This window comes from Leptospira ellinghausenii (genome assembly GCF_003114815.1).
Taxonomy (GTDB): Bacteria; Spirochaetota; Leptospiria; order Leptospirales; family Leptospiraceae; genus Leptospira_A; species Leptospira_A ellinghausenii.
Map to the genome: position 1 here is coordinate 1,701,450 of NZ_BFAZ01000009.1, position 17,464 is coordinate 1,718,913.

Sequence of the window (17,464 nt, forward strand, 5' to 3'; positions counted from 1 at the left end):
TTGAATCCACTTGGGTAAAGAACTATTTACAATCGCGCGTATCTTTGGTGCCTATTATGAAATTTATTCAGAGGCCACTTCCTACGCCCTAGCTGTACTCAAAGGCAAACTCCGCCTCAAAAATTCAAACGAACGCCATCCCTTCGTGGTGGGTGACATGATCCTTGCTGAAAAATCGTCTGGAGAAGAGTGGGTCATCTCAGAACGATTGGAACGAAAAAACTACCTCACTCGCAAAAGTGATAAAGGCGACAGTCATGTGTTATGTGCAAACTTAGACCAATTGGCTATCCTTGCTTCTTGTAAAGACCCAGAAACAAAACCAGGGTTTATTGACAGGCTACTCGCTGCTTCTTACCATACAGAAATTCCACCTCTTATCATTTTTACAAAAAAGGATCTTGTTTCTCAAGAAGAGATTGAAGATAGAGAAACCTACTATAGAGAGTTAGGTTATGATGTCATGAGTGTATCCTTACTTTCCGAAGAATCGATCCTGCCCTTATGGGAAAAAATTAGAGGCAAACGTACATTCCTCTGTGGGAATTCTGGTGTGGGCAAATCCACACTCATGAACCACCTCCACCAAAAAACCGTTCAACGAACCAATTTGGTAAGTGGTTCCACAAAAAAAGGAAAACACACCACCACCAATTCCTTTGCTCTCTTTTTGGAAGGAAATACCGTCCTCATTGACTCTCCAGGGGTCAAAGAATGGGGGATTTTGCACCTCACTCCCAACGAACTTTGGGAAAGTTTTCCTGAATTACGCAGAGTAAAGGAAGGTTGTCGGGAAATTTATTGCTGTGAACTGGGTTCTGAGTGTCCAATGCGTAAATACATGAATGAAACCATGGACGAAACCCGAAAAAAGAGCCTCGAATCCATGATCGAAAGTTTGGAAAATCCCTACCGTGTGACCCGCAGGGACCATTGGTCAAAAGCTGTCACAAAAAGATATTAGGGAAAAGAGTTGCCAAGGCTTCAGTTGTTATCTAAATTAAGAAAGTTATTTCCGGAGGAAGGAATATGAAACGTACAATCATACAAAAATTGTCGGTTTTGGGATTTGTGGCGATTTTTGCCATGTTTGCCGTAGCTTGCCAAAAAGACTCAAAAGAGACTGTAACAAATGTTACGGATAAAAACCAACCAGCTAGTAATGTGGTCATTGCCTTTGTAAAAGGTGATGTAGTCGTATTAAGAGAAAATGGACAAATCAAACCAAGCTTAGGTGATACATTAACTTCACAAGACACAATTGTTACAGGTGAAAATGGATCTGTTGAACTTTTAGTAGGTGAAGACGGTGTTCTCAAACTAAACAAAAATACTTCCCTTAGTGTAAGCCAAGCATTCGCAGCAAACGATGGAACACGAGAAACAGAAGTAAACATGCAATACGGAAAACTAGTAACTGTTCTTCGTAAAGAAAGAAAAACAGAGTCTTTCAGTGTTGTGACTCCAACTTCTATCGCGGGTGTTCGTGGAACGATCTTCCTTACCAATGTAGAAAATCCTTCTGCTAAAGGTGGAAACGTAGCATGCGGATCCTCAAACTGTGTTGTAAAGTACACGGTTCTTGATGGTGCGGTTGCGATCCGTAAATCAAACTCAGATAACGAAATCGTAGTCGACAAACAAAAGTCAGCTGAAGTGGCTTCTGACACAAAACTTTCTGATAAAATGATCAAACCAATGGACAAACAATCCTTAGGTGAAATGAAAGAAATGTTAGTGTTTGAAAACACAAAAATGTTACAATTTGAGTCTCTTGCAAATGAGCTCAAATCAAACAATGAAGAACTTCAAAAGATGAATCTAGTTTCTTCTGTAGAAGAATTAGAAAAAGCAGCCAAAACTCGTGAAATCACCAAATCAAAGTCAGATGAAGTGATCACAACTGCAAAATCAATTGAAGATTCTAAATACATTAAAAAAGATGTGCAAAAAGATTCACTAAAATTAGCTCCAAAAGAGAGTTTTGATAAGACGAAATGAGATATGTTTATTTACCGGTCCTTTGTTTTTTAGTCGGTTATTGTTCTTCGGTCACAAAGATCGAAACCCTCAATCGAAGTTTTACAAAACCTAAGTTTGTCACTCCAGATCTTGGAGAGTCTGAACCCCTTCCTTCGGGTAGAGATTACAGAGAACGACTGGTAAATAAATCAACCCCAAGTTTCACTCTCCTCTGGAAACAAATTCCAGAGGGGTTTTCTCCATCTGACTTAGCTCTACTTGAAGAAAAAGTCCTTTTCCCTCATTCCAAATTGGGAATATACCAAAAAGCCCCAATCAAACAAGATCCCAAGTTTTTCGAGTCGAATGATATCGATATCATGTTGGAACTGAATCTTTCCAAATCAGTGGATCGATTGACTGTGGATGTCCAATACAAAGACCCCGTTCTTTCACAAAATTTTGGTAAGGCGGTATTTGTTTACCAAGAAGAAAAAGAACCAAAATCGAAATCAACAAAATCCTTCGATGTATTTCATGGAAAAAAACACCTCCTCCCTTTAACCGAGTTTGTTCCTGCTTATTTTATAGAGATTTCTTCTCCTTCTGTTGATGAATTACGAAATTATTTTACAGCTTCCTTACAAGGGAAAGTTTCTGTTTTTTCTACATCTCCCGGCACAACCATTTATCTGGATGGAGTCGAAGTGGGAAAAGCACCTCTTCTCAATTACACACTGATCAATGGAAAACATACACTTTCATTTGCTAAACCTGGCAAAGACCAAGTAAAACGAAATATCTTAGTTCGTGCGGGGAAAACAACAAGAGTATTCCAAGAATGGAATGATGATATTTCCCAAGGTACTGTCGTTGTTTCTAGTTTCCCTCCTGGGCTTGATGTTGTCATTGATGGCCAAAAAAAAGGCAAAACACAATACGCTGAATCGGGAGTTCCTTACGGAAGTTATCCGGTCCAATTCATTCGTACCTCTACCGATTCTCATTTTGAATATGCAAAGGCTGGAATCAAAATTCGGCCAAAACAAATTACATCGATTGCATTACCAATTTCTCTGGAAGATGGAGTGGGTTGGGAATCGGAAGAATTTTGGAACCTATCAACACCTTCACCTAACTTCTCTGCAACATTTCCTGGAAAATTGACATTTGCAAAAAACAAAGAGTTACCAAAGGGTTGGTATGGAGTTTTTTCCGAAGACCTAATTCCAGATTATCTTGAAGTTGAACTTATATTGGATTTAAAGAAAGAATACAATGGTACGCTTGGGCTTTCGATCCATGACCATTCTGCGAATTCGATTTTAGTCTATGTAGACCAAACGGACTTTCATATAGTGAAGTTTTCGCAAAGTGAGTCAGAAGCACCAGTTCGCTCCTCTTATCGATGGAATAAAGAAGATGAACTCAAAGGCCGTAGCATTAAGTTCACAACTGATATCGAGAAAAAAATGATTCGTTTGTATTTGGGTAACAAAATGGTTGAGGAATTTCCTTGGAATTTTGAAACATTTTGGAATTTAGGTGTTCTTACTCCACATAACTCTCCTTTGGTGGGAGTCCCGCTCAAAGGATTAAAGATTCAATACCCAGACATGGTTAAGTTTGAACAAAGGTTCCAAAAATGAAACAATTGATTGTTGTATCTGTTTTACTCGTCACGTTTATTGGCTGTCGTTCTCGTGATTTTCAGTCTGTCACTGTAAAAGATTCTGTTGTCGAAAAATCAAATGTTTCAGATCGACAAAAAATCGAAGAAGCCAGAACTCTTATCGCTGATGGAAGTAATGAATTCCAAAAAGGAAACATTGATGTTGCCTTAGAAAAAGCAAAATCTTCGATCCAAACTTTTGAACTTGTGGAAGGATATGCATTACTTGGTGCTTCCTATTATCAGTTAGGTGAGTATGAAAATGCCAAATCTGCGTATGAAAAAGGGAATAATTTAGACCCGCAAAATGAGAAAATCCTTATTGGACTTGGAACAGTTCAGTCAACCTTAGGTGAGAATGAAGCTGCACTCAATACCTATCAAACTCTAAGTAAACTAAAACCAGAAGAATCCATTTACACATACAAAACTGGACTTTTATTAAAAAACTTAGGTCGTTACCAAGAAAGTTTGGTCACTTTAAAGTCATTAGAAGATAAAAAAGATTTTCCATATCCGATTGAGTTACTCAATCAATTAGGTGATGTTTGTTTAGAACTAAAACGATATGATGAAGCTGAGAGTTATTTTGCAAAAGCTGAAAAATTAAATCCAGAACTTAAGTCTGCAAAAGATGCAAAACTTTCCACAAAAATTGCTTCCCTCATCCAAAGAGGAAATGACTTCTTAAACAAAAAAAATTATACAGAAGCAACGAACGAATTTAAAAAAGCTTCTGAATTACAACCTCAAAATGCTTCGGTTTGGTCCTTTCTTGGGAACGCACAATTATTAAATGGAAAACTGAAAGAAAGTGAAGACAGTTTTAAAAAATCCATTTCACTCTCTGATACAAATGCAAATGCATATGTTGGTCTGTGTAACGTTCTCATACAAACACACAATTATTCAGAATGTTTAAAAACTTCCAAACTAGCCTTACAAAAGGTTCCTAAAAACGCAGAGATTCGCAACAAACAAGGGATATGTGAGTGGAAATGGGGTGAAGTAAAAAAAGCAACACTTAGTTTCCAGGATTCATCTGCTTGGGATCCAAACTTTATCGAACCAAAAATGAATTTGGCATATGTTTTGATTGATTCTGGTCGTTTTGATGAAGCATTGGATGTTTTAAAAAAAGCTGAAACACATCCGAAAGCAAAAAAAGAAGACATTCGAAAAGCGAAAGTATTAGCGGAATCTCAAAAATTCATAGCAAGTGGTGATACCTTTTTACGCCAAGGAAAACGCAAACAAGCGTTTGATGAATATGGCAAAGCAATGGGAGTAAACCCTGAAAACCCAGCAGTTCAAAATGCCTTTGGTCGTGGGTATTTTGCGTTTAGTGAATACAAAAAAGCAGAAGGTTCTTATTTAGAAGCCTACCGCTTGGACAATGCAAATCCAGGTGCTTTACAAGGCTTAGCTCGTGTGTATGCAAAAACGGGTGAGTCCAAAAAAGAAAAAGAATTCGTAAAAAAATTGGAAACTCTTTCCGCAACAGATCCCTTTAGTGCCATCACGCTAGGAAGGATTGCAGAGGATGCAAGTAAGTGGGATGAAGCTGAGTCCATTTATATGGGGCTTAAGAAAAAGTTCCCAGGAAATGAAGCAGTAGATTATCGATTGGGAAGTTTGTATTACAAACGAGCTGTCGAGGAAAATACAAAAGAGAATTATACAAAAGCAAACGAGTTCATTCAAAAATCTAAAAAATTCACAAAGGACATTCCGGAACTCATTGAAACTGAAAAAACTGTTTCGGAGAACTCTCGTTTTGCGGAGATTTTACCTTTAGTCAAAGAAGGGAATACACTTTTTAATCGCAAAAAATTCATTGAAGCAGTAACTCCTTACCAAAAGGCATACGACCGAGTGCCAAAAGCTTCTCTCCTGGTCAAAATCGCAGAGTGTTATATTGAAAAAGGGGAGGAGGAAAAAGGCCTCTCCATTTTAGAAAATGCTGTAAAATCGAATAAAGAAAATGCCATCTCTTTCAAAGAAGGGATTTATTCCTTCTACTATAAAAAGGGAGAACTCAAACGTGCCGAAGATGGGTTCTATGACATATTAAAAGAAAAACCAGATTCTTATTACGCTTATTACATGTTAGGTCTCGTTACCATGAAGCGTAAAAATTATGAAGGAGCTATTGGTGAATTTGACAAAGCAATCCTCGTGAATCCAAACTTTGCTCCAAGTAATGTAGCAAAAGGACTTGCGTATTATAAATTGAACCAAATGGATGCTGCCAAACGTGAATTTGAAAAGGCAAGGGCCAAAGATTCTGAATTTGGACTTTCTTCTTATAACTTAGCAATTGCCTATTTTAATGAAGACCTCACAAACGAAGCAAAATCAATCCTTGAATCCATTCGTAAATCAGATCCTGATTTTATGGATGGTGAAATCCAATTGGCGTACATTTACTTCAAAGAAAACAAATTGGATGAAGCTGAAAAAACCATTGATCGTGTTTTAAAAGAAGAACCATCTGCAGAAGCAATGTTTGCCCAATTCCGTATATTGGACGCAAAACAAAAACATTCTCCATCCGAGAAAACCAAGTCCAAACGAAATGCAGTGAAAGAAAAAATCTTACGTGAATATGGTGAAACAAAATACGCAAGGTTACTTCCTTCTGATGCTTTAGATGATGAACCACTCCATGTAACAGATCTCAATTTATCGGGAACACCGGTTTCGACTCCGATTGTATATCCAAATCGTATCATTGTAAATTATGGAACGGCGATAGTAGGTTATGACCGCGTCACCAAGGAACTCGTTTGGAAACAATACACTTCTACTCCATTCCAATTACTCGTGGCAGGTAAGGAACTTGTGGGAATTTCCAATGATACTGCTACCAAAATTTACCCAGAATCAGGAAAGATGACTTTCAAAAAACAAGTATTAGCTGGTTGGAAAGTAAAACAAGGGTCAGCTGACAATAGTGGTTTTTTTCTCTTATTGGAGAAAGATAAATCTCCTAGTCGAAAACTGGTTCGAACCAATCCAAATTTGGAAATCCAAGAAGAATGGAATGGAAATGATTTTGTTAGTTTTTCGCTTAATGGGGAAGGAAAACTTTTTGTGATTCGTGATACGAAAAAAGAGTTTTTAGTACAAGTTTTTAATCCAGCCGTACCAAACGAAAAGGAATCTAAAGTATCACTTCCTATCGCCAAAAAAGACTCAAATGAGTCTGCTAACTTCTTAGGTTGTGTTGAAGAATCTTGTTTGGTTCAACTTGGTGGCCAAATCTACGAAGGCACAGAAAAAGCAAAATTATATGCCATTGGCAAAACAGAATCTATACGATCTGTTTTAAAAAATCCAGATTCACTCCTCGTGAATACGGAGAATACCACCTATCTTTGGAAAGGTGGTTCAAAATGGAAAGATTCATACCAAATCGAAGGGGATTTTTATTACCCTATGGATGGTTTGGTAGTCGAAGGAAGATCTAAGGAATTGGTCATCATCAAAGGAAAGGAAAAAACTCCAGTTCCTTGGAAAGGTGATCGTGACGGATTACGAATCAGTACGGTGACTCTTGATTAGAGTGTCTGAGTTTTCCCTTCACACTTCATTTTACTAAAACATAATCCGATAGGTACGGAAGAAAAACGATAAAACGAATCACAGAGGTTTGGTTCGTTTTAAGTAATAAATCCGTTTCCCTTCACTTCGTTTTTCCGCTTCAAAAAATGAAATGGGAAATCCAGGTCTCTCAAATTCATATTCCTTGTCCTTCCACAAAAACTCAGGAAATTTGCGTAATAGGGAGATGGTTTTTCTCGCATAGGGACCATAGTCTGTCGCAAATAAAAGTTCACCACCTGGTTTTAACAAACTAGATATTTGTTGTATCATATGAGGTTGCATCAGTCTATTTTTATGATGCTTTTTTTTGGGCCAAGGATCGGGAAAATTGATGATGATTTTGTCAAAAATTTCTTTCTCAAGGAGTTCATCGAAAAACCATTGGAAGTTAACGGTCATATAACGAATATTTTCTAAACCTAACGTTTTTCTTTGTTTTTCGGTGTGGATGATGCGGTTTACCTTTTTTTCCATTAGAAGGTAACCGGTTTCTTGGTCATTTTTAGCCAATTCAATGGCAACTTCACCCCAACCAGAACCTAACTCTAAAACAAAGTTTTTGGTGCGAGAAGGGAAAGAATTTTTTAGGTCGATTTTTTTCCCGCGTTCGTTAGGTTGCAGGAGATAGTCAGACTTGTAGGAAGTTCTAATGGTAAACTTCCAAAGTTTTTCTTGGATTTCTGGATTAACTAACAATTGCTTTTCTTCCGATGATTTAATGTCAGGATTTTTAAAAGGAACTAGATGAAAATAACTCTTTTTGGTGTGCGAGGTAGTCTTCCCACTCCGATTTCAAAACAGGAACAACGAGAAAAAACCTTAAAGATTCTGCATTTAGCAAAAGAAGAGTGGAAAAAAGATGCAAACAGTTTTTCCGAAGAGGAGTTTTTAAACCATTTACCAATCCCTCTCTCACAAGACTTAGGTGGCAATACAACTTGTGTTTTTATCGAAGGTGATGGTGGAGAAAGAGTGATTTTGGATATGGGTACAGGGTTACGAGTACTCGGAAACCAACTTGCGCCGGAAGCATTTAGTGGAAAAGAGATGGACATTCATATCCTTGTATCTCACACACATTGGGATCATATCCAAGGTTGGCCATTTTTCAAACCAGGGTATTCTCCTTCAGTTAACGTCCATTTTTATTCTTGTATTCCCAATTTAGAAGAACGATTAGAAAGACAACAACATCCTGAAAACTTTCCTGTAACCTTCCAACAAATGGCTTCCAAAAAACATTTTCATTTATGGAAAGAATTTGAATCCTATATGTTAGGTGGTCTAAAAATCATTCCCTTTGGACTTCGCCATCCAGGTTCGTGCACTGGTTACAGGATTAGAGAAGGTAACAAGATATTTTTATTTTGTACGGATGTTGAATACCGTGAAGAAGACAGAGAACACCTATTAAAGATGAAACCCCAAATTGCTGGAGCAGATCTTATCATCATCGATGCACAGTATAGTACTTCCGAAGCTGAGAAAAAAATAGGTTGGGGGCATACAGCAGTCAGTAAAGCTGTTGAATTCGCAGAAATGATGGAAATTCGATCAGTGGTTTTAACTCACCATGAACCTGACCATACTGACCATGAAGTGGCAAGGATCATCTTAGATGAAGCACGATTATTAAAACCAGGTGGCATGCAAGTACACATTGCGCATGAAGGCCAAAAGTTTATTTTGTAAGACTTGCTACCGACAATCACTCGTTAATCAAATAATTGGAATGGTAACCTTTTCCTTCTCCAGAATATTCAGGGCATTCTAATTTTAGTTCTGCGAGCCAATGGATTTGGTAGGGTTTTGCAAAAAACAATTGGATAAAAAATCGTAAAAATGAAGAAATATTTTCTAAGGCACTCATTGTTGCAATGGGACGAGTTCGTTTTACATTCAATTTACAAGTTTCATTTTGGAAGTATAAAATTTCCGATTTTGGGATCGTATAACCAGAAGTAGGTTCTTTTTCCCATTCTAAAACTTCTACCCTCTCAACTGTTCCTTCTAAAATCAAATTTCCTGAAGGATTGAGAACTGCAACTCTACGGAAAAATTCACCTGGGAAATTAGAATTTCCAATAAATCCACCTGTAAAAATTCGATAATTGTCTTTTGTTTGTGAACGTACCAGTTCCCATTTTTTGGAAAACTGATAAACTGCCTCATTGGTAAGGATATGTTCAAGCCCACCAACACCTTTTACTTCTTCTGTTACATCTTTGTACCGAATGGTACCTGTGACAGTCGAGTAGGAAAAAGGGATATCAGCTTGAACGAATTTTCCTTTCTCCATTAAAGGAAATTTTCCTTTGGAAATGGGAACATTGCCTTTACGTGGTTTGTAATCCAATTTGATTTCCCAATCCCCGTAGTTCATATAAAACGAATACACTCCGTTTTTTAATTCCATCCAGTTTTCACCACTTCGTTGGTAAAACTGTCCTTTCTTAAATTCGTAGTCTTCTGCATCAAATTCGCGGGTGGAATAAAAGACAGGTTGTTCTTTGGTTTTTAGAAGTAATGAGACTCCATTGTTGAGGGAACCAGGACCAAAATTACTCACAAGAAAGGTAGCGAAGAGATTGTACTTTTCATTGCGAAAGGTAAAGTTCCAACCTTGCAGGTATCCTTCTTCAGGGTAGTGTTGTGTTTTAAAATCTTCAGCAGAAAGGTTTTTGTTTAAACTCACAAAAACCAAAACAATCAAGAGGAGGTTACCAATGTTACTCTTCCATCGCACCGCCAAAGACTAAAAGGACCTGAAAAAAGAAGCAAGGTTTTTCTTGGGGATTTCCTTTAAATGCACAAAAGAGTCGGAACGGAGATCGAAAAGAGATCACCCAAACACACTAAAGAGAACACAGGGTGTTCTGTATTTCCAATTTCTCGTAGGCGCTCTCTTTCCTCGGCAATGCCATCCACATGGATCCAAGTTTCTGTTTCCTCATTGGGTAAAATGCGGCAAGCTACCTGGTATTCAAACGTGCCGATCTTCGCAAAAAAGATTTGGACTGAGTTTGGATCAGAATCGGCAAGAAGGCGCCTAAAACCAAATTGTTTGGATTTGGTTTCCCCCCTCATTTCGTAATAATGGTTTAAAATCCTTAGGATGTGTAAAAACTCCTCTTTTTTCGAAACCAATTCATGCCAGGATAAATCATTGTCATTCATACCAAAGGGAGGTAAACGAGAGAGTGACTTGGTTCTTAAAAAAGGATTCTCACTTGAAAAATACTTTCCCCTATCCAAGATGAACGAAACAGACATGGTCACGGAGATCTTAGAAATATTCTGGAAAGAGAAACTTCGGTTCGCCCAATACTGTTTTGATGAATTGGCTAAAATGGATGCCAAATCCTTCCAAGAAAAAGGGAAAACCGGAAAATCACCCCTTTGGGTTTTGCACCAAATGGTATCCTATGATAAAACGTTTCGGTTTTATTTGCCCATCTCACTCAAACTCAGTAGTTTTTTCTTTTTCCATAGTTTCAAAGACCAGGAAATCGAAAAAGATTTGGAAACCATTCGCGATCGTTATACTCCTCCTGCATTCCCAACTCATTTTTGGGAAATTCACATTTCGGAAGCCAACCAATTAAAAATCAATGCAAATGATCCCTTTATCTCCGAACATTGTGAATCCTGGAAAGAAGTTTTACTCCAATTAGAAGCGAAACTTTCTCTTGTTTCCGAATCGGACGCATATAGAAAAAGATATACATCCTTCACTGGAATCCATACCATTTCAGGAGCGATTAATAATTCGACAGAGTTCTGTCATTATATTTGGAATCGTTATATGGGAAGTTCCAATTAAGTCTTATAATTTTAAAGTTAAAATAGTATGAGTTTAGGAGAAATCAATGGGAAAAATTAAAGTAAAAACACCGTTAGTCGAGTTAGACGGCGATGAAATGACAAGAATCATCTGGAAAGAAATCAAAGATCGTTTCATTCACCCTTACTTAGATATTACATTAGAGTATTATGATCTCGGTGTAGAATATCGCGATAAAACGGATGACCAAGTAACTGTTGATTCTGCTAATGCGATCAAAAAACACGGTGTTGGTGTGAAGTGTGCGACAATCACTCCAAATGCTGACCGGGTAAAAGAATACAATTTAAAACAAGAGTGGAAATCACCTAACGGAACAATTCGTGCGATTTTAGATGGAACTGTATTTCGTAAACCAATCATTATCAAAAACATTCCAGCGGCAGTTAATTCTTGGAAAAAACCAATTGCGATTGGTCGCCATGCATACGGTGACATCTATCGTGACGTAGAGATTCTTGTAGATGGTCCAGGAAAAGTAGAACTCGTTTATACAGACGCATCTGGAAAAGAAAAACAAAGACTGCTAGTAAATGAATTTAAAGGTGCAGGTGTTGCGCTTGCGATGCATAACTTGGATGAGTCTATTAAGTCTTTTGCAAAAGCATGTTTCACATATGCGTTGTCTGAAAAAATCAGCATCTGGTTTGCGACAAAAGATACCATTTCAAAAAAATACCATGCTCGATTCCGTGATATTTTTGATACAATGGCAAAAGAACAAGAATCGGCAATGAAAGCTGCAGGTATCACTTACAGCTATTACCTCATTGATGATGCGGTTGCACAAATCATGAAAAACGAAGGTGGTCAACTTTGGGCTCTCATGAACTATGACGGCGACGTGATGAGTGATATGGTTGCTTCTGGTTTTGGTTCTCTTGGACTTATGACTTCTGTTCTTGTATCTCCAGATGGAAAATACGAATATGAAGCAGCTCACGGAACTGTGACACGTCACTACCGTAAGTACCAAAAAGGGGAAACTACTTCTACAAACTCAGTAGCATCTATTTTTGCTTGGACTGGTGCCATTGCAAAACGTGGAGAACTAGACGGAACTCCTGATGTAGTGAATTTTGCTCATAAGTTAGAAGAAGCTATCATCGAAACAATTGAAGGCGGAGAAATGACAAAAGATCTACTTTCCCTTTCAACAGCAGCAAAGAAAACAGAATTGGATACTTTCCAATTCATGGAAGCTGTACAAAAACGTTTGGATGCTAAACTCAAATAAACAATATGATTCACCCTGTCATTTGGCAGGGTGAATTTCTTTATTTTCTTGCCTTCTTTCTTTTTCCTTATCCAATAAACATTCCATGACAAACGAATCTAAGTCTTTACTCGATAGTTTTATGGATTGGTATTTGGTAGAACTTCCCAAAATTGATTCTCCAGCTGTTTTATTCCATTCGTATATTCAATACTTACAATCTTTAGGTTTTGATATCATGAGAGGGAATATGGGAACAAAAACTTTACACCCCCAAGTAGAGACGTTAGCTTATCTTTGGGCACCAAATTCTCAAAAAGAACTATTTGATGTTCAGGTGAATTCATTATTCCATTCAAGTTTACTTTACGAATTTCCAGATTCTTCCATTCGGGTCACCAAATTTAGATTAGGTTCTATACAGTCTTCGCAATTTACTGCAAGTCCTATACATTATGTTTTAACTGCCAAAAAAACATATTATTATCAGTTTGATTCTGAGAATAAAGGCGATTACCCTTATCCCATATTGGAAGAATTAGCACCTTTAGGTGGAACTGGGTATTTGGCAGTACCTGTCATCCAAAAAGGGAATAGTTATGCATTTTTAAGTTTATTAACGAAAAAACCGAATGGATTTGATGAAAGAGAAGTGGATTTTTTAACAAAATCATTAAACCTGATTGCGTTGAAGTGGTGGACATTTATCCAATCAGAACTCACAGAATCCTTACTCAGTATTTATTTGGGGAAAAGAACTGGTTCAACAGTATACTCTGGCAAAATTTATTTAGGTGAGTTGGAGAATATCCAATCAGTAATTTGGTTTTCAGATATTCGAAATTATTCTGGCATAAGTGAAACCCTTCCACCTGAAGAAGTTATCAAGTTATTAAATGATTATTTTGGTGTTGCGATTCCTCAAATTGAAAGATTTGGGGGAGAAGTTTTGAAGTTGTTAGGGGACGGTGTCCTTGCTGTATTCCCATACAACGGGAAAAACAAATTGGTTGTAGGTAAAAAAGTTTTACTCGCTGTACGTAAGTTAGGTGAACTGTTGGCCCAATTAAACCAAGAAAGAGAAAAAGAAGGTAAAATTTCAATCCATCACGGTGTAGGTTTGCATTCTGGTGAAATATTGTATGGGAATATCGGATCTATGGACCGTTTGGATTTTACTGTGATAGGAGAAGCTGTTAATTTGACGAGTCGAATAGCTGGAATGTGTGGTGAGTTAGGAAAAGCAGTTCTTGCCTCCGAAAACTTAGCGAAACAAATTCCAGTTCGGTGGGAAGAATTAGGCGAACATAAATTGAAAGGAATTAGCTCTCCAAAAAAAATCTATGCGATTTCGGAGAAGAAAAAATCAGTTCGTGAATCAAACTAATCTTAAGCTGAGGGAGAAATTAATTTCTCCCTTGATCGTATTTTGTGGATTGGTCCTTATTTTAAGTCATTTATCATTCATGGAATAAAGGTTCTAACGAACAATGACCCATTTCCCCGCAATCCGGCTTAAATAGACTGGAATTGCTGCACCTTTTTTAGAAACGATAATCGGATCTCCCTTTTTATTTGTAATTTCAAGAATTTGATTGTTACAGAGTAATTTAAACTGAATTTCTGAAGGATTGAGTTTCCATGTGGACCCGATCGATTTTATCATTCCTTGGATTGATTTTAATTCATCAGCTTCATCATAAGGATAGTATCTTACTTCCGATGTATCTTTTGCTCGAAAGGAAGTCGCAGACAAAATCTTTTTTGCATCCTTTGTATTGAGAACTTTGGTGAAATCTTTTAAGAATGAGATAGCAGAATCCTCCAATTCTTTTGATAGACTCAATGTTTCTGCTTGTTTCCACAACTCACTTGGTGGAGAGAAGGGGGGTTGAAACGGAATTTCGATCCATAAGCCCATTTGTTTTGGATTTGATTGGTTGTGTTCGACTTTTTCTAGTAAAACACCTTCATCTGGGAATTGACCTTTCTGACCAATGATGAGTTTTACTTCAGCTTCACTTGGTAATCCTGAAGATTGTTTTTTATTTTGTTTTCGTTCTGAGAATCGGATTTTAATTTTATTATCGCTAGGTAAGATCCAATAGTTAATATCAGCTTGTCCTGATGAATCTTCATTTGAGAAATCACTCCGTACATTATATCCATTCACTTGTATTTCTAAATTTACGGAGTAATTTTTATAAGTAATAATATAATAACCTTCTTTAGGTGGACTTGGTGGAACAGGTTTGTCTTCCGATAAAATTGGTTGTAAGCTTAAAATCGATAAGAGTAACAAAGTTGCGAGTCGTTTCATTCTTTAGTCTCCAGGAATGGTAAGGGAGAATTTTAATGAAACACTAAGTACTTGTCGATGTAAAAAAATTGCTGGAACAAGAAATCTGAGTGGTGTATTCGATTTTTTATAGTTATGGAAGGAATTTTTTTCCTTTTCGATCAAAGAAAAAATTGGTTTGGCAAACGTTACAATGGAATCTCCCATATTTTTTGGCAGGGATCGGGTGGTTACAAGAAGGACATAGGACTGTTTTATTTTGGAATGTAGATAATCGTAAATTATGTTCCAGTCTATCCAGATACTTATGGTGGACAAATCCATTCGCAAGGATCATTCCAATGAAAAATGCCACTACTTGGCCTGCATAGGTACTTCGGATTTCACTATGAAGTTCTACAAAATACAAGTATCCTTGGATGAGAATCCAGATGCTCAAACTAAAGTAAATCGGTACATCTTTGAATGCTATTTTTTCAAATACCATTGTACTTTTTACTTTGGGAAAAAAGACAAAATACATTCCTAAAAAGCCTGAAATCACACCAGAAGTTCCCACTACAGGTACGATGGAGTTCATGTGGAATAAAAAATAAGTGAGATTTGTAAGGATTCCAAAGAACATAAATAAAAAGAAAAACTTGAGAGGGCCGATTACATCTTCAATATTGTCAGCAAACATGTACAAGTAGATGGCATTTGTTGTCCATTCCACGAAAGAAGAGTTAAAAAAGAAAGAAGAGAATAAACTAAACCCAAATTCTTTTTGGGGAGTAAACGCATATGTGTTATTTGAATCTAAAAACTGAGTGCATAGAGTGATGACGATTAAGCAGAAAGTGATAATTGGGAATCGAAATTTCTGATTTGCTTTTTCAAATACAAACATTGTGAATGATGAGTCTCCATTCCTAATGAAATCTTCTTTGTTTCGTTTGGCAATTCCTTTTTACTTGCAGCTGTTAGATTGTGTTTTCTAATTTTTAGAACCATAAATAAAAGAAGAATGTGAAACCTAATAAAATCCCATACAACCATTCATCTCGTTTGCGAAATACAGAAATAAAGGTTTGTTTCGTTGATTTTTTGCGATAGGTAAGTATTAAAGAAAAGAGGATAAATAGTAAAAATCCAAATACCGCAATTAGGAATTTTGAATTTGGGCATTGGACACGTAAAAAAATAATGAGAAAAAATAGGATGGCAAAGAGGGAAAGACAAATCAAAAAGAAATGCTGATTTTGTTTTTTTGGGTTTTGGTTGAATGGATTGAACTGAATCAGTCCTTGGAGTGAATTGTCTTTAGGATTCTCTTTGTATTGAAGGAATGCGGCTATAACTAGTACAAAAAAGGCAAAGTGAAAGATCAGAAAGACTCGGTGTAAAAAATTTAATTCTTCGCCAAATGTGAGTTTAATGAAGTCTGGTGCATAGTTTGTGTATAAGTAAGGACTTAAAAGGGAAAGGAAAGGAGTGAGAAGGATTGTCCCGCAGATGGCTTTGGCATTGATTTTAACATTAAAAATTCCGAATAAAAAAACAACAAGTAGAGCAGGTGTGAAGTGAGAACTTTGATTGGATAACTCAATAAAGAAATTTTTCTTTGAATTTGGGTCAATGAGAACGTTTGCAAACACTGTTACCAAAAAAGAAAATAACAAGAGAAAAATTCTCCCTGATTTCATTTGCCTCTCATCAGAAAGTGATCCCCCTTTTTTTTCAAAGAGTGGTTTGTAAAAATCAATTGTGAATAATGTAGCCGCTGAATGTAACATGGAATCAATACTTGAAAAGATAGCTCCCAATAATCCTGCCAGGATGACTCCGATGAGTCCGTAACCAACCGGAACAACTAATACGACTAATTTGGAAAAAGCTTCATCAGGAGCTATATTTGTCGTTTCCCCAAGGGAAGACCAAATTTGATACGCAGCAATCCCGGTTAAGATCGAAAAAAAAGGGACTGTGAGCTTTAATAGTCCACCCACTAAAATCCCATAACGCGCTTCTCTCAGCGATTTTCCACCTAATGTCCTTTGTACGACGTATTGATTTGTATTCCAATAAAATGTATGTAATAAAAATAGTCCGCTCAGTGCTCCGGTCCAAGGAAGTGTAGGGTGGTTTGGAGGTAAGTATAAATTCATTTTACTCAGTCCGTCCATCCTACTTTCTTCTTTTGCAAAAAGTTCTAGTAACCCACCAACTTCGGGTCTTGTAATCGAAAGATAGGCGAGTACAAGTCCCGAAGCTAAAATTAAAAAGGTTTGGATCACATCTGTGTATACTACCGATTTTAATCCACCAAACCAAGTGTAGATAGTAGAGGTAAATGCAATCCAAATGACAAGTTCAGTGTAGGTAACCGACATACCAAGGTTTTGCAAAAATGGTAAAAAACTGCGGGCTCCGATGTACAAAGCACCAGTCAGTTGGATGGTAATGAGAATCAGCGAGATAGCGGAGTAGATTTTTGCTGTTTCTTTTCCAAACTTTTCCTGTAAAAATTGGGAGAGAGTAAAAAACTTTTTTCTTCGGAATAGGGGTAAAAATACAAATGCCAAAAGTACAATTGCTGGGATGGATCCGAATTCATAATGGCTTTGTGCAAACCCCACTGAAAAACCTATGCCGAGCATTCCTACTAAATGGTTTGCCGAAATATTCGTGCCAAAGAGAGAACCCGCAATCCCCCACCAGGGAAGGCTTCTTCCTCCAAGAAAATAGTCCTTTGATGAGGATTCTTTTCTACCTGCAACCATTCCAATCCCAAGCACAAGTAGGAAGGTAAACCCAAAGAAAAGGATATCAATTGTTGTGATCATTGTCAGGAATGGAACCTCCAGAATCGATTTTTTCTAA

At 37.1% G+C, this 17,464-nt stretch carries 14 protein-coding genes; 8 read left to right on the forward strand and 6 right to left on the reverse strand.

Features of this window, described 5'->3' with window-relative positions:
- The first annotated feature begins 10 nt into the window (after positions 1 to 10).
- The 4 genes from rsgA (at position 11) to DI076_RS16555 (ending at position 7,201) form a co-directional block, all read left to right on the forward strand.
- Entirely contained in the window at positions 11 to 964 is a 954-nt protein-coding gene (rsgA, locus tag DI076_RS16540) for a ribosome small subunit-dependent GTPase A (protein ID WP_108960820.1), read from the forward strand.
- A 65-nt stretch (positions 965 to 1,029) separates the two neighbouring features.
- Entirely contained in the window at positions 1,030 to 2,001 is a 972-nt protein-coding gene (locus tag DI076_RS16545; protein ID WP_108960821.1) for a FecR family protein, read from the forward strand.
- On the forward strand, positions 1,998 to 3,611 hold the full coding sequence (locus DI076_RS16550; protein WP_108960822.1) for an LIC10124 family lipoprotein: 1,614 nt from the start codon (positions 1,998 to 2,000) through the stop codon (positions 3,609 to 3,611). Before DI076_RS16545 ends, DI076_RS16550 begins: the two co-directional genes overlap by 4 nt.
- Positions 3,608 to 7,201 (forward strand): tetratricopeptide repeat protein, encoded by a 3,594-nt coding sequence (locus DI076_RS16555; RefSeq protein WP_108960823.1) that lies wholly within the window; start codon positions 3,608 to 3,610, stop codon positions 7,199 to 7,201. The genes DI076_RS16550 and DI076_RS16555 overlap by 4 nt, the downstream gene beginning before the upstream one ends.
- A 78-nt stretch (positions 7,202 to 7,279) precedes the next feature.
- Here the strand turns inward: DI076_RS16555 and trmB are convergent, their stop codons facing one another.
- Entirely contained in the window at positions 7,280 to 7,939 is a 660-nt protein-coding gene (trmB, locus tag DI076_RS16560; RefSeq protein WP_108960824.1) for a tRNA (guanosine(46)-N7)-methyltransferase TrmB, read from the reverse strand.
- A 48-nt stretch (positions 7,940 to 7,987) separates the two neighbouring features.
- Here trmB and DI076_RS16565 point away from each other — a divergent pair, with 48 nt between their 5' ends.
- A complete protein-coding gene (locus tag DI076_RS16565) occupies positions 7,988 to 8,935 on the forward strand; it encodes an MBL fold metallo-hydrolase (protein ID WP_108960825.1) in 948 nt (315 codons plus the stop codon).
- 16 nt (positions 8,936 to 8,951) lie between these two features.
- On the opposite strand, the gene DI076_RS16570 is transcribed toward DI076_RS16565, so the two are convergent.
- Complete coding sequence (locus DI076_RS16570) at positions 8,952 to 9,947, reverse strand: hypothetical protein (protein ID WP_369689773.1); 996 nt, start codon at positions 9,945 to 9,947, stop codon at positions 8,952 to 8,954.
- Positions 9,948 to 10,045: 98 nt separating this feature from the next.
- The gene (locus tag DI076_RS16575) at positions 10,046 to 10,516 is read right to left on the reverse strand and encodes an LIC_13246 family protein (protein WP_245918486.1); all 471 of its coding nucleotides are present in this window, start codon (positions 10,514 to 10,516) and stop codon (positions 10,046 to 10,048) included.
- Between DI076_RS16575 and DI076_RS16580 the strand changes: the two genes are divergently transcribed.
- The 3 genes from DI076_RS16580 (at position 10,500) to DI076_RS16590 (ending at position 13,690) form a co-directional block, all read left to right on the forward strand.
- Positions 10,500 to 11,066, forward strand: coding sequence for a hypothetical protein (locus DI076_RS16580; RefSeq protein WP_108960826.1), 567 nt, complete (start codon positions 10,500 to 10,502; stop codon positions 11,064 to 11,066). The two genes, DI076_RS16575 and DI076_RS16580, sit on opposite strands and share 17 nt — an antisense overlap.
- 46 nt (positions 11,067 to 11,112) lie before the next feature.
- Positions 11,113 to 12,324: an NADP-dependent isocitrate dehydrogenase gene (locus tag DI076_RS16585; RefSeq protein ID WP_108960827.1), complete on the forward strand. Its 1,212-nt coding sequence runs from the start codon at positions 11,113 to 11,115 to the stop codon at positions 12,322 to 12,324.
- 85 nt (positions 12,325 to 12,409) lie between these two features.
- Positions 12,410 to 13,690 (forward strand): adenylate/guanylate cyclase domain-containing protein, encoded by a 1,281-nt coding sequence (locus DI076_RS16590; RefSeq protein WP_108960828.1) that lies wholly within the window; start codon positions 12,410 to 12,412, stop codon positions 13,688 to 13,690.
- A gap of 93 nt (positions 13,691 to 13,783) precedes the next feature.
- Here DI076_RS16590 and DI076_RS16595 read toward each other — a convergent pair whose 3' ends face one another.
- The 3 genes from DI076_RS16595 to DI076_RS16605 form a co-directional block, all read right to left on the reverse strand.
- Positions 13,784 to 14,623, reverse strand: a complete 840-nt coding sequence (locus DI076_RS16595; RefSeq protein ID WP_108960829.1) for a hypothetical protein — start codon at positions 14,621 to 14,623, stop codon at positions 13,784 to 13,786.
- A gap of 112 nt (positions 14,624 to 14,735) precedes the next feature.
- A complete protein-coding gene (locus tag DI076_RS16600) occupies positions 14,736 to 15,491 on the reverse strand; it encodes a rhomboid family intramembrane serine protease (protein ID WP_108960830.1) in 756 nt (251 codons plus the stop codon).
- A 94-nt stretch (positions 15,492 to 15,585) separates the two neighbouring features.
- On the reverse strand, positions 15,586 to 17,427 hold the full coding sequence (locus DI076_RS16605; RefSeq protein WP_108960831.1) for an SLC5 family protein: 1,842 nt from the start codon (positions 17,425 to 17,427) through the stop codon (positions 15,586 to 15,588).
- Between the last annotated feature and the right edge of the window lie 37 nt (positions 17,428 to 17,464).